This is a genomic window from Rhodanobacter sp. Soil772 (assembly GCF_001428385.1).
Lineage (GTDB): Bacteria > Pseudomonadota > Gammaproteobacteria > Xanthomonadales > Rhodanobacteraceae > Rhodanobacter.
In genome coordinates, this window is the sequence record NZ_LMSK01000001.1 from 1,409,544 (window position 1) to 1,423,504 (window position 13,961).

General features: G+C 63.7%; 10 protein-coding genes and 1 tRNA gene. All 11 read right to left on the reverse strand.

Annotated elements, in window-relative coordinates:
* Positions 1 to 45 precede the first annotated feature (45 nt).
* Positions 46 to 420: a 30S ribosomal protein S12 gene (gene rpsL / locus ASG75_RS06675; protein ID WP_056386848.1), complete on the reverse strand. Its 375-nt coding sequence runs from the start codon at positions 418 to 420 to the stop codon at positions 46 to 48.
* Between the two features lie 177 nt (positions 421 to 597).
* Positions 598 to 4,812, reverse strand: a complete 4,215-nt coding sequence (rpoC, locus tag ASG75_RS06680; protein ID WP_056386850.1) for a DNA-directed RNA polymerase subunit beta' — start codon at positions 4,810 to 4,812, stop codon at positions 598 to 600.
* 25 nt (positions 4,813 to 4,837) lie between these two features.
* Positions 4,838 to 8,998 carry a DNA-directed RNA polymerase subunit beta gene (gene rpoB / locus ASG75_RS06685; RefSeq protein ID WP_056386852.1) on the reverse strand — a complete coding sequence of 1,387 codons (4,161 nt, stop codon included), beginning with the start codon at positions 8,996 to 8,998 and terminating at the stop codon, positions 4,838 to 4,840.
* Between the two features lie 224 nt (positions 8,999 to 9,222).
* Positions 9,223 to 9,591 carry a 50S ribosomal protein L7/L12 gene (gene rplL / locus ASG75_RS06690; protein WP_056386853.1) on the reverse strand — a complete coding sequence of 123 codons (369 nt, stop codon included), beginning with the start codon at positions 9,589 to 9,591 and terminating at the stop codon, positions 9,223 to 9,225.
* 45 nt (positions 9,592 to 9,636) lie between these two features.
* On the reverse strand, positions 9,637 to 10,170 hold the full coding sequence (gene rplJ, locus ASG75_RS06695; RefSeq protein ID WP_056386855.1) for a 50S ribosomal protein L10: 534 nt from the start codon (positions 10,168 to 10,170) through the stop codon (positions 9,637 to 9,639).
* A gap of 349 nt (positions 10,171 to 10,519) precedes the next feature.
* On the reverse strand, positions 10,520 to 11,227 hold the full coding sequence (gene rplA, locus ASG75_RS06700) for a 50S ribosomal protein L1 (RefSeq protein ID WP_056386857.1): 708 nt from the start codon (positions 11,225 to 11,227) through the stop codon (positions 10,520 to 10,522).
* A 3-nt stretch (positions 11,228 to 11,230) separates the two neighbouring features.
* On the reverse strand, positions 11,231 to 11,659 hold the full coding sequence (gene rplK / locus ASG75_RS06705) for a 50S ribosomal protein L11 (protein ID WP_056386859.1): 429 nt from the start codon (positions 11,657 to 11,659) through the stop codon (positions 11,231 to 11,233).
* 307 nt (positions 11,660 to 11,966) lie between these two features.
* A complete protein-coding gene (gene nusG / locus ASG75_RS06710) occupies positions 11,967 to 12,527 on the reverse strand; it encodes a transcription termination/antitermination protein NusG (RefSeq protein ID WP_056387085.1) in 561 nt (186 codons plus the stop codon).
* 7 nt (positions 12,528 to 12,534) lie between these two features.
* Complete coding sequence (gene secE, locus ASG75_RS06715; RefSeq protein ID WP_056386862.1) at positions 12,535 to 12,930, reverse strand: preprotein translocase subunit SecE; 396 nt, start codon at positions 12,928 to 12,930, stop codon at positions 12,535 to 12,537.
* An 80-nt stretch (positions 12,931 to 13,010) separates the two neighbouring features.
* Positions 13,011 to 13,086, reverse strand: a tRNA-Trp gene (locus ASG75_RS06720).
* A gap of 190 nt (positions 13,087 to 13,276) precedes the next feature.
* On the reverse strand, positions 13,277 to 13,961 hold a 685-nt coding region (locus tag ASG75_RS06725; RefSeq protein WP_268793532.1), incomplete at its 5' end, for an EF-Tu/IF-2/RF-3 family GTPase.

Here is a 13,961-nt window from a genome sequence, read left to right on the forward strand (position 1 = left end):
TGCCCGCCAGAAAAGCGGCCGTCCTGGCCGCACTCTTCAATAAGATCACTTCTTCGGGCGTTTGGCGCCGTACTTCGAGCGCGACTGACGGCGCTTGGTGACACCCGCGCAGTCGAGGCTGCCGCGCACCGTGTGGTAACGCACACCGGGCAGATCCTTGACGCGACCGCCGCGGATCAGCACCACCGAGTGCTCTTGCAGGTTATGACCTTCACCACCGATGTAGCTGATGATCTCGAAGCCATTGGTCAGGCGCACCTTGGCAACCTTGCGCAGGGCCGAGTTCGGCTTTTTCGGAGTGGTTGTGTAAACGCGCGTGCAGACACCACGACGCTGCGGGCTGCTCTGCAGGGCCGGCGACCCACTCTTGTAGGTCTTGGGGCTGCGGGATTTGCGCACCAATTGGTTGACTGTCGTCATGCGAAGCTGTTCCTGAAAACATAAAGGCAGCCCGAATAAGCTCGGTCTGCCAAGAAGCGGGAATTTAACATGAGCAACCTGCCATAGGCAAGCCAGCGCTCAGCCGTCCTGGACCCGAACACGAGGTGCGTCCATGCACCTCATTTCGTATGTCAGCGAGTAGGGTCCCGAACGGGCTTACTCGACACCGTTTTCACTGCCGGCCGGAGCCTCGGCGAACGAGACCGCGGACGCGGAACCGGAAAGAGTCTCCAGCTCCGTGGCGGTCAGACCGCCCTGGCGACGACGCGATGCGTGGTACGCCAAGCCCGTGCCTGCCGGAATAAGACGGCCGACAATAACATTTTCCTTCAGGCCACGCAAGGTATCGCGCGTGCCACGAACCGCCGCCTCGGTGAGGACGCGGGTGGTTTCCTGGAACGAGGCCGCCGAGATGAACGACTCGGTCGCCAGCGACGCCTTGGTGATGCCCAGCAGGATCGACTGGTATTCGGCCGGACGCTCGCCCTTGGCGACCGCACGATCATTTTCACCATTGATCCGCACGCGCTCGATCTGCTCGCCGCGCAGGTAATGGCTGTCGCCCGGCTCGACGATCTCGACCTTGCGCAGCATCTGGCGAATGATCGCCTCGATGTGCTTGTCGTTGATCTTCACGCCCTGCAGGCGATACACGTCCTGGATCTCCTTGACCAGGTACGTGGCCAGCGGCTCCACGCCCAGCAGGCGCAGGATGTCATGCGGGCTCGGCTCGCCGTCGACGACAGTTTCGCCCTTCTCCACATGCTCGCCTTCGAACACGATGACCTGGCGCCATTTCGGAATCAGCTCTTCGTGCTCGTTGCCGTCGACATCCTTGATGACCAGACGCTGCTTGCCCTTGGTGTCCTTGCCGAAGCTGATGATGCCGGAGCGCTCGGCGAGGATCGCCGGTTCCTTCGGCTTGCGCGCCTCGAACAGATCGGCCACGCGCGGCAGACCACCGGTGATGTCGCGGGTCTTCGAGCTTTCCTGCGGGATACGGGCAACCACGTCGCCCACGCCCACTTCGGCACCGTTCTGGATCGACACGATCGCACCGGCCGGCAGGAAGTACTGTGCGGCGATGTCGGTGCCCGGCAGCTTCAGCTCGCGGCCCTTGGCATCTTCCAGACGCACGATCGGGCGCAGGTCCTTCGCCTGCGCGCCGCGACGCTTCGGGTCGGTGACCACCGCCGATTCCAGGCCGGTCAGTTCGTCGGTCTGGCTCTGCACGGTGACGCCATCGAGGAAGTCGATGAAGCGCACCACGCCGGCCACCTCGGTGACGATCGGATGGGTATGCGGATCCCAGTTCGCCACGGTCTGGCCCGGCTTGACCGGAGCACCGTCCTTGACCGCGATGATGGCGCCGTATGGCACCTTGTAGCGCTCGCGTTCGCGACCGCTGGCATCGATCACACTCAGTTCGCCCGAACGCGACACTGCCACCAGGTGACCCTGCTTGTGCTGTACCGATTTCAGGTTGTTGAACTTCAACGAACCGGTGGTCTTCACCGTCACGTTGTCCACCGCCGCCGCTCGCGAAGCCGCACCGCCGATGTGGAACGTACGCATGGTCAGCTGGGTACCCGGCTCACCGATCGACTGCGCGGCGACCACGCCCACGGCCTCGCCCATGTTGACCAGGTGACCACGGGCCAGGTCGCGGCCGTAGCACAGCTTGCACACGCCATGCGCGGCTTCGCAGGTGATCGGCGAACGTACCTTGAGGATCTGCACGCCGGCCTTGTCGAGCTTCTCGACCAGGGCCTCGTTGAGCAGGGTGTCGCGGGTGACGATCGGCTGGTCGTCGTCGCCGGGGGCGTAGACGTCGTCGACCACCACGCGGCCCAGCACGCGCTCGCGCAACGGCTCGACCACGTCGCCGCCTTCGACGATCGGCTGCATGATCACACCGTTCTCGGTGCCGCAATCGTCCATCGTGATGACCACGTCCTGCGCCACGTCGACCAGGCGACGGGTCAGGTAACCGGAGTTCGCGGTCTTCAACGCCGTATCCGCCAGGCCCTTGCGGGCGCCGTGGGTCGAGTTGAAGTACTGCAGCACGTTCAGGCCTTCGCGGAAGTTGGCCTTGATCGGGGTCTCGATGATCGAGCCGTCCGGACGCGCCATCAGGCCGCGCATGCCGGCCAGCTGACGGATCTGCGCCACCGAACCACGCGCGCCGGAGTCGGCCATGATGTACAGCGAGTTCATCGATTTCTGGCTGACCATCTTGCCGTCGGCGTCCATCACCTTCTCGGTGCCGATGCCGTCGATCATCGCCTTGGCCACCAGCTCGCTGGTGCGCGACCAGATGTCGACCACCTTGTTGTAGCGCTCGCCGGCGGTGACCAGGCCCGACTGGTACTGCTGCTGGATCTCGACGACTTCCTTCTCGGCTTCGTCAAGAATGGTCTTCTTCTCGGCCGGAATCAGCATGTCGTCGATGCCGATCGAGATGCCGGCACGGGTCGCGAAACGATAGCCGGTGTACATCAGCTTGTCGGCGAACACCACGGTCTCTTTCAGCCCCAGCAAGCGATAGCTGGAGTTGATCAGGCGCGAGATGTTCTTCTTGGTCAGCTCGGTGTTGGCCAGCTCGAACGGCAGGCCTTCCGGCAGGATTTCCGCCAGCAGTGCGCGGCCGACGGTGGTGTCGACGATCTTGGTCTCGTGGGTGCGGGTACCGTCTTCGGCAATATGCACCAGCTTCAGGCGCACCTTGACCTTGGCGTGCAACTCGACCGCGCGGTTGTCGTACGCACGACGCGCCTCGGAGATGCCGGAGAACACCATGCCGGTGCCCTTGACGTTGATCAGCTCGCGGGTCATGTAGTACAGGCCCAGCACCACGTCCTGGGTCGGCACGATGATCGGCTCGCCGTTGGCGGGGCTGAGGATGTTGTTGGACGACATCATCAGCGTGCGCGCTTCCAGCTGCGCTTCGATCGACAGCGGCACATGGACGGCCATCTGGTCGCCGTCGAAGTCGGCGTTGAACGCCGTACAGACCAGCGGATGCAGCTGGATCGCCTTGCCTTCGATGAGCTTCGGCTCGAACGCCTGGATGCCGAGGCGATGCAACGTCGGTGCACGGTTCAGCAGCACCGGATGCTCGCGGATCACCTCTTCGAGGATGTCCCACACCTGGGCCTCTTCGCGCTCGACCAGCTTCTTCGCCGCCTTGATGGTGGTGGCTTCGCCACGCGCCTGCAGCTTGGCGAAGATGAACGGCTTGAACAGCTCCAGCGCCATCTTCTTGGGCAGGCCGCACTGGTGCAGACGCAGGGTCGGACCGACCACGATCACCGAACGACCGGAGTAGTCCACGCGCTTGCCGAGCAGGTTCTGGCGGAAGCGGCCCTGCTTGCCCTTGATCATGTCGGCGAGCGACTTCAGCGCACGCTTGTTGGTGCCGGTGATGGCACGGCCGCGGCGGCCGTTGTCCAGCAGCGCGTCGACCGATTCCTGCAGCATGCGCTTCTCGTTGCGCACGATGATGTCCGGCGCATTGAGCTCGAGCAGCCGCTTCAGGCGGTTGTTGCGGTTGATGACGCGACGGTACAGATCGTTGAGGTCGGACGTGGCGAAGCGGCCACCGTCCAGCGGCACCAGCGGACGCAGATCCGGCGGCAGCACCGGCAGCACGGTCAGCACCATCCACTCCGGCTTGTTGCCGGATTCCAGGAACGCCTCGATCAGCTTCACGCGCTTGGTCAGCCGCTTCAGCTTGGTCTCGGAGTTGGTGGAGCCGATCTCTTCCTTCAGGCGGATGACTTCGCCCGGCAGGTCGAGCGACTTCAGCAGATGGAACACCGCCTCGGCGCCCATCCGCGCGTCGAACTCGTCGCCGTGCTCCTCGGTCGCTTCCAGGTACTGGTCTTCGCTGAGCAGCTGGCCGCGCTCGAGCGCAGTCATGCCCGGATCGATCACCACGAACGCTTCGAAGTACAGGATGCGCTCGATGTCGCGCAGGGTCATGTCCAGCATCAAGCCAATGCGCGAGGGCAGCGACTTGAGGAACCAGATGTGCGCGGTCGGGCTGGCCAGCTCGATGTGGCCCATGCGCTCGCGGCGCACCTTGGCCAGCGTCACTTCCGTGCCGCACTTCTCGCAGACCACGCCGCGATGCTTCATGCGCTTGTACTTGCCGCATAGGCACTCGTAGTCCTTCACCGGTCCGAAGATCGCGGCGCAGAACAAGCCGTCACGCTCCGGCTTGAAGGTGCGGTAGTTGATGGTTTCCGGCTTCTTCACTTCGCCGTACGACCACGAGCGGATCAGCTCCGGCGAGGCCAGCGCGATCTTGATCGCGTCGAAATCCGGCGTCGCGCGTTGCTGGTTGAACAGATTGAGCAAGTCTTTCATTCGAAATCTCCGGTGACTGCGCGGATCACTTGATCTCTTCCAGATCGATGTCGATGGCGAGCGAGCGGATTTCCTTCACCAGCACGTTGAAGGATTCCGGCATGCCCGCGGACATTTCGTGGTTGCCGTCGACAATGTTCTTGTACATCTGGTTGCGGCCCTGCACGTCGTCGGACTTCACCGTCAGCATTTCCTGCAGGGTGTACGCCGCGCCGTAGGCTTCCAGCGCCCACACTTCCATCTCGCCGAAGCGCTGGCCGCCGAACTGCGCCTTGCCGCCCAGCGGCTGCTGGGTGACCAGCGAGTACGGGCCGGTGGAACGCGCATGCATCTTGTCGTCGACCAGATGGTTGAGCTTCAGGTAATGCATGTAGCCCACGGTGACCGGGCGATCGAACGCCTCGCCGGTACGGCCGTCGTACAGCATGGTCTGACCGGATTCCGGCAGATCGGCAAGCTTGAGCATCGCCTTGATCTCGGTCTCTTCCGCACCGTCGAACACCGGCGTCGCCATCGGCACGCCTTCCTGCAGATTGGTGGCGAGCGTGAAGATCTCCTTGTCGGTGAGCGATTTCAGATCGACGTGCTGCACGGCACCGGCCACATGGGTGTTGTAGATCTGGTCGAGGAATTCGCGGATCTTGCCGACCTTCTCCTGCGCTTCGAGCATCTTCTGGATCTTCTTGCCCAGGCCCTTGGCGGCCCAGCCCAGATGCACTTCCAGAATCTGCCCGATGTTCATGCGCGACGGCACGCCCAGCGGGTTCAGCACGATGTCGACCGGCACACCGTCGGCGGAGTACGGCATGTCCTCGACCGGCACCACGTTCGACACCACGCCCTTGTTGCCGTGGCGGCCGGCCATCTTGTCGCCCGGCTGGATGCGGCGCTTCACGGCCAGGAACACCTTGACCATCTTCAGCACGCCCGGCGCGAGGTCGTCGCCCTGGGTGATCTTGCCCTGCTTCTCCTTGAAGCGCTTGTCGAACTCCTCCTTGTGGCGCTTGACCTGATCGGCCGCGCGCTCGAGGAATTCGGTGACTTCCTCGTCCTTGACGTTGATCTTGAACCAGTCGTCCTTCTTCAGGCCGTCCAGGTAGGCGTCGGTGATCTCGGCGCCGCGCTTCAGGCCGCCCGGACCGCTCATCGCGGACTTGCCGACCAGCTGGGTACGCATGCGGCTGTAGATCGCGCCCTCGAGGATGCGGAACTGGTCGTCCAGATCCTTGCGAACCCGCTTGACCTCGGTTTCTTCGATCTGCTTGGCGCGCTTGTCCTTCTCGATGCCGTCGCGGGTGAACACCTGCACGTCGATGACGGTGCCGTCCATGCCCGGCGGCACGCGCAAGGACGAGTCCTTCACGTCGGACGCCTTCTCGCCGAAGATCGCGCGCAGCAGCTTCTCTTCCGGCGTGAGCTGGCTCTCGCCCTTCGGCGTGACCTTGCCGACCATGATGTCGCCGGCCTTCACCTCGGCACCGATGTAGACGATGCCCGACTCGTCCAGACGCGCCAGCGCCTGCTCGCCCACGTTCGGGATGTCGGCGGTGATTTCCTCGGCGCCCAGCTTGGTGTCGCGCGCAATGCAGGACAGCTCCTCGATGTGGATCGAGGTGTAGCGGTCTTCCTGCACGACGCGCTCGGACAGCAGGATCGAGTCTTCGAAGTTGTAGCCGTTCCACGGCATGAACGCGATCAGCATGTTCTGGCCGAGCGCGAGCTCGCCCAGGTCGGTCGACGAACCGTCGGCCAGCGTGTCGCCCTTCGCCACCACGTCACCGACGTTCACCAGCGGACGCTGGTTGAGGTTGGTGTTCTGATTGGAGCGGGTGTACTTGGTCAGCGTGTAGATGTCGACGCCGGCGTCGTTGTCGCCGACCTCTTCCTCGTTGACGCGCACCACGATACGGGCGGCATCGACCTGGTCGATCACGCCGCCGCGCTTGGCGGAAACGATGACGCCGGAGTCGCGCGCCACCGCGCGTTCGATGCCGGTACCCACCAGCGGCGTCTGCGAACGCAGCGTCGGCACGGCCTGACGCTGCATGTTCGCGCCCATCAGGGCGCGGTTCGCGTCATCGTGCTCTAGGAACGGCACCAGCGCCGCCGCGACCGACACGGTCTGCATCGGCGAGACGTCCATGTAGTCGACCTCGGCGGCCGGACGCAGCTCGGATTCGCCGCGGAAACGGCAGGACACGAAGTCCTCCAGGAACGCGCCGTGCTTGTCCAGCGGCGAGTTCGCCTGCGCGATCACGTGGTCGCCTTCCTCGATTGCCGACAGGTAGTCGACCTTGTCGGTGACCTTGCTGTTGGCGACCTTGCGATACGGCGTCTCGAGGAAGCCGTACGAGTTGGTGCGCGCATACACGGCCAGCGAGTTGATCAGGCCGATGTTCGGGCCTTCCGGCGTTTCGATGGTGCAGACGCGGCCGTAATGGGTCGGATGCACGTCGCGCACTTCGAAGCCGGCGCGTTCGCGGGTCAGGCCGCCCGGCCCGAGCGCGGAGACGCGGCGCTTGTGCGTCACTTCCGACAGCGGGTTGTTCTGGTCCATGAACTGGGACAGCTGCGAAGAACCGAAGAACTCCTTCACCGCCGCCGCAACCGGCTTGGCGTTGATCAGGTCCTGCGGGGTCAGGCCATCGGCCTCGGCCAGCGACAGGCGCTCGCGCACCGCGCGCTCGACGCGCACCAAGCCGATGCGGAAGGTGTTCTCGGCCATCTCGCCGACCGAACGCACGCGACGGTTGCCCAGATGATCGATGTCGTCGACGGTGCCGTGACCGTTCTTGATGTCGATCAGCACTTTCAGCACGTCGAGGATGTCGGAGCTTTCGCCCAGTTCCTTGACCATTGCCTGCGACGCATCTTCCTTGCGCTCGCTGAAGTACTTGTGGTCGTACAGCACGCCCGGGCCGAGGATTTCCTTGCGGCCCACGCGGCGGTTGAACTTCATCCGGCCCACGCCCGACAGATCGTAGCGATCGAAGGTGAAGAACAGGTTGAAGAACAGGTTCTGCGCGGCATCCTTGGTCGGCGGCTCGCCCGGACGCATCATGCGATAGATCTCCACCAGCGCCTCCAGCGGCGTCTTGGTGTTGTCGATGCGCAGGGTGTGCGAGATGTAGGCGCCGCGGTCGAGGTCGTTGACGTACAGCGTCGGCACGATTTCGATGCCGGCCTTGCGGAAGTTCTCCAACTGCTCGGCGGTGATCTCGTCGTTCGCCGAGGCCAGCAACTCGCCGGTCTTCGCGTCGACGATGTCGGTCGCCACGATGCGGCCGACCGGGTAGTCGTCCGGCACTTCCAGCGCGGTGATGTTCTCGGCCGCCAGCTGGCGCACGTGGCGCGCGGTGATGCGCTTGCCCGCTTCCACCAGCACCTTGCCGCCGATCGCCAGGTCGAAGCTCAGCGTCTCGCCGCGCAGGCGCTCGGCGACCAGCTCCAGCGTGGTGCCGCCCTTCTTGCCCAGGTGGAACACGTTGTGCTCGAAGAAGATGCCCAGCATCTCCTCGTTGTTGTAGCCGAGCGCGCGCAGCAGCACCGTCACCGGCAACTTGCGGCGACGGTCGATGCGGGTGAACAGCGCGTCCTTCGGGTCGAACTCGAAGTCCAGCCAGGAGCCGCGGTAGGGGATCACGCGGGCCGAGAACAGCAGCTTGCCCGAGCTGTGCGTCTTGCCGCGATCGTGGTCGAAGAACACGCCCGGCGAACGATGCAGCTGCGAGACGATCACGCGCTCGGTGCCGTTGATGATGAAGGTGCCGGTGTCGGTCATGAGCGGAATCTCGCCCATGTAGACCTCCTGCTCCTTGATGTACTTGACTACCTTCTTCGAGGCCGGGCTGTCCTTGTCGTAGATGACCAGACGCACGGTGGTGCGCAGCGGCGCACCGTAGCTCATGCCGCGGTTGCGGCACTCGCGCTCGTCGAACGCCGGCTCGCCGAGGCGATAGTCGACGTACTCAAGCGCTGCATTGCCCGAATAGCTGGAGATCGGGAACACCGACTTCAACGCGGCATGCAAACCCTTCTCGCCGCGCTGTTTCGGCGCGACGTGCTCCTGCAGAAACTCCCGGTAGGAATCGGTTTGAATGGTCAGCAGGTTCGGCACGCCCAGTACGGGCGGACGCTTGCCAAAATCCTTGCGGATGCGTTTCTTCTCGGTAAACGAGTAGGCCATGATCGGTAGCGCCTCGGTTCGCAGTGACGCCGGTGGTGCACACACCGGCTGAATGAAAAATCAGATATTCGACAAATCCGCGGATTTGGGAATCGAGAATGGGGAATCGACCTGCGAATCCCTATTCTCCATTCCCCTTCCCGCCTAAGCAGGCAAAGCCCGGGGGCTCGCGCCCCCAGGCTTGCTTGACGCTAGATCAAACTGACGACGCGCAAGGGCGCCGATTACTTCAGTTCGACCGTGGCGCCGGCAGCTTCGAGGTCCTTCTTGAACTTCTCGGCATCTTCCTTCGACACGGCTTCCTTCAGGACGCCGCCGGCCTCGGTGAGGTCCTTGGCTTCCTTCAGGCCCAGGCCGGTGATCGCGCGGACAGCCTTGATCACGTCGACCTTCTTGGCGCCGGCGGTCTTCAGGATGACGTCGAACTCGGTCTGCGCTTCGGCAACCGGGGCAGCAGCGGCCGGACCGGCCACGGCAACCGGGGCGGCGGCGGTCACGCCAAACTTCTCTTCGATGGCCTTCACCAGGTCCATCACTTCCATGAGCGACTTGGCGGCGACGGCTTCAACGATCTGTTCGTTGGTCAGGGACATTTGATTTACCTCTGGAAATGGATTCGGTTTGAATAGACGTTGAACTTAGGCGGGCTCGGCTTCGGCCGGGGCTTCGGCGGCGACTTCGCCACCACCCTGCTTGTCGGCCACAGCCTTGACGACACGGGCAAACATCGTGGCCGGTTCGGCCAGCACGCGGGCCAGCATCGCCAGCGCCTGTTCGCGGGTCGGCAGCGAGGCCAGCACGTCGACGTGCGTAGCCGGCAGCAGCTTGCCTTCCACCGAGACGAGTTTCGCCTTCAGCTTGTCGTTGCCCTTGGCAAATTCCTTGATCAGACGCCCGGCAGCGCCGGGCTCTTCCGTCGAGAATGCGTACAGCAGCGGACCGACCAGGGCGTCCTTGACGACCTCGAACTCGGTACCGACCACGGCGCGCGACGCCAGCGTGTTCTTGACAACCCTCAAGTACACGCCGGATTCGCGGGCCTTCTTGCGCATCGCGGTCATCTGTTCGACCGTGGTGCCCGCATACTCGGCAGCGACCAGGGAGTGAGCCTTCGCGGCAACTTCTGCCAGTTCGGCGACTACTTCTTGCTTCTGAGACAGATTGAGAGCCATTGCACTCCTCCAAATGAACTCCGCTTACGGCTCCTGCCGCTTGCGGTCCTGGGCGACGCCATCCGTGACGTCGGGGACGCGGGGGTCCCGGGTGTTGGCCTTTCCAGAAAATCGAACGATTCCAGAAGGGGCAGCACCATCTGCGCAGGCCGGATTTGCGAGAAACCCGATTAAGCGGTCCCGCTGGCGACGACGGCGATTCCCTGCCTTGCACGAGCTCCCTGCCCGTCGTCGTCGCGCGCTGAACGCGCCTGCGGTCTTTGACAGCGGCCCCGATCTTCATGCGAAGAACCGGGGCTACCCTCAAAAACTGCCCGCATCGACAAAAGCGTCGAGCGGGGCTTGAGTCTTACTTCGCGGAGATGACCAGCGACGAGGTATCGACGGCAACGCCGACGCCCATCGTGCTGGACAACGCCACTTTCTGCAGGAACTGACCCTTCGCCGTGGCCGGCTTGGCCTTCAGCAGGTCGGCGATCAGCGTGTTGAGGTTGTCCGCCAGCTGGGCGGCCTCGAAGCTGGCCTTGCCGATGGTGGCGTGGATGATGCCCGCCTTGTCGTTGCGGAACTTCACCTGACCGGCCTTGGCGTTCTTGACCGCGGTGGCGACGTCGGCGGTGACCGAGCCGTCCTTCGGGTTCGGCATCAGGCCACGCGGGCCGAGCAGCTGGCCCAGCTTGCCGACCACGCGCATCGCGTCCGGCGTGGCGATCACGCGACCGAAGTCGAGATCACCGGCCTGCATGCGTTCGGCCAGGTCGTCCATGCCGACGGCGTCGGCACCGGCGGCCTTGGCGGCCTCGGCCTTCTCGCCCGGCGGGCAGAACACGGCGACCTTGACGGTCTTGCCGGTGCCATGCGGCAGCAGCGAGGAGCCGCGCACGCCCTGGTCCGACTTCTTGGCGTCGATGCCCAGGCGCACGGCCACGTCCACCGACTCGGCGAACTTCGCCTTGGCGTTGTCCTTGACGATCTTCAGGGCTTCTTCCAGGGCGTAGAACTTGCCCGGCTGCACCGCGGCCTGCGCGGCCTTCATACGCTTCGTGATCTTTGCCATGTCTTAGCCCTCCACCGTCAGGCCCATGCTGCGGGCGCTACCGGCAATGGTGCGCACCGCGGCGTCAAGGTCGGCAGCCGTCAGATCCGGCTCCTTCTGCTTCGCAATATCTTCCAGCTGCTTGCGAGTGACCTTGCCGACCTTGTCGGTATTCGGCTTCGGCGAGCCCTTGGCGACGCCGGTAGCCTTCTTCAGAAGGATCGTGGCGGGCGGGGTCTTGGTGATGAAGGTGAAGCTGCGATCGGAGTACGCGGTGATGATCACCGGGATCGGCAGACCGGGCTCCAGCTTCTGCGTGGCGGCATTGAACGCCTTGCAGAACTCCATGATGTTCAGGCCGCGCTGACCGAGGGCGGGGCCCACCGGCGGCGACGGGTTGGCCTGGCCGGCCTTGACCTGCAGCTTGATGTAACCGACAACTTTCTTTGCCATTGGATTTTCCTCGCGAGTGCAGGCGCCTTGCGGCTCCTCGCTGTTCACCGTTCCATGGATGGAGGGAAGATCTGCCTCGTGCAGATCCGAAACGCGGACACGCCGGGCCAAAAAGACCCCGCGTGAACCGCGCAGTATAGAGATTTACTGGATCGTCAGCAAGCCCCGTGCCAGTTGCGGCACCGAGGGGAAATCAAAGCGAGTGGATTGGCCAGCCGGAGCTCCCCCCTCTCCAACTCTCTCCCGCGGGCGGGGGAGAGGGCGAAGGTGCCGAGCGGGTTCGCTTCGAACAGCCTTCCGGGTGAACTCAAGCTTTCTCGACCTGACCGAACTCCAGTTCTACTGGGGTCGAACGACCGAAGATCAGCACCGCGACGCGCAGGCGACTCTTCTCGTAGTTGACTTCCTCGACCACGCCGTTGAAATCGTTGAACGGGCCTTCGGTGACGCGCACCATCTCGCCCGGCTCGAACAGCACCTTGGGCCTCGGCTTCTCGACGCCTTCGCGCACGCGGCTGAGGATCGCCTCGGCCTCGCTGTCGCGAATCGGCAGCGGACGATCGGCGGTGCCGCCGATGAAACCCATCACCTTCGGGGTTTCCTTGATCAGATGCCAGCATTCGTCGTCGATCCGGGGCGACTTGCCCTCGGTATTCGTCTCGATCTGCACCAGCACGTAGCCGGGGAAGAACTTGCGCTCGCTGCGGCGCTTCTGGCCGCCGCGCATCTCGATCACTTCTTCGGTCGGCACCAGCACTTCGCCGAACTTCTCTTCCATCTCGGCGCGCTTGATGCGCTCCTCGAGCGAACGCTTCACCTGATTCTCGAAGCCCGAATAGGCGTGCACCACGTACCAACGCTTGCTCATGCTCACCTCAGCCACCCAGCTTCAGCAGCCAGTCGAGAATGACCGACTTCAGGATCAGGTCGATCAGACCCAGCAGCAGCGACAGGATGATCACCACCACGATGATGATGCCGGTCGTCTTGATCGTCTCGTCGCGGGTCGGCCAGACCACCTTGCGCATTTCGAACTGCGACTCGGCGATGAAGTTCCGTACCCGTCGGCCCAGCGCGGTGAACGCGGCGATCGCCAGCGCAACCACCATCGCAGCCAGCACGCCCAGCAGGCGTACCGACGATGAAATGCTGCCGTCCCGACCGAACCAGGAATAGGCGAAGATACCGCCAACCAGCACCAGACCCGCCAGTACCAGCTTGCCGATGTCGGCGGCGTTCGTGCCCTTGGGCTGTTCTGCCTTGGTATTCATGCACTAATGACAGGTGTCAGCAGCATGCCGTGCCTTGCGGCCGACCTTGCCATCGTCACCCGTCTCGATCCTCGGGGAAGTGGCACGCCAGGAGGGACTTGAACCCCCAACCTGCGGTTTTGGAGACCGCTGCTCTGCCAATTGAGCTACTGGCGTACATGGCTTGAACTTGAAACACGACGGCGAGCGGCTTGAATCCGCTCGCCCCGTGAGGATTATTTCAGTCATCCTCCCTGATGGCAAAGATCAACCCGGCATCCGTGCCGGACTTTTTACATTTGTTTCAGCCATCCTCCCTGATGGCAAAGATCAGACCGGCATCCTGCCGGACTTCTCACAAAAGCTTTTACTTGATGACCTTGGCCACCACGCCGGCGCCGACGGTGCGGCCGCCTTCGCGGATGGCGAAACGCAGGCCTTCGTCCATCGCGATCGGGTGGATCAGGCTCACCACCATCTTCACGTTGTCGCCCGGCATCACCATCTCCACGCCTTCCGGCAGGGTCACCGCACCGGTCACGTCGGTCGTGCGGAAGTAGAACTGCGGGCGGTAGCCCTTGAAGAACGGCGTGTGACGGCCACCCTCGTCCTTCGACAGCACGTACACCTCGGCCTCGAAGTCCGTATGCGGGGTGATCGTGCCCGGCTTGGCCAACACCTGGCCACGCTCCACGTCGTCACGCTTCAGGCCGCGCAGCAGCAGACCGGCGTTGTCGCCCGCCTGACCCTGGTCCAGCAGCTTGCGGAACATTTCCACGCCAGTGACCGTGGTCTTCTGCGTGTCGCGGATGCCGACCACTTCGATTTCGTCGCCGACCTTGATGATGCCGCGCTCGATACGACCGGTCACCACCGTGCCGCGACCGGAGATCGAGAACACGTCCTCGACCGGCATCAGGAACGGCTTGTCGACCGCACGCACCGGCTCCGGGATGTAGCTGTCCAGCGCATCGACCAGCTTGATGATCGACGGCACGCCGATCTCGCTCTGATCGCCTTCCAGCGCCAGCTTGGCCGAACCGTGGATCATC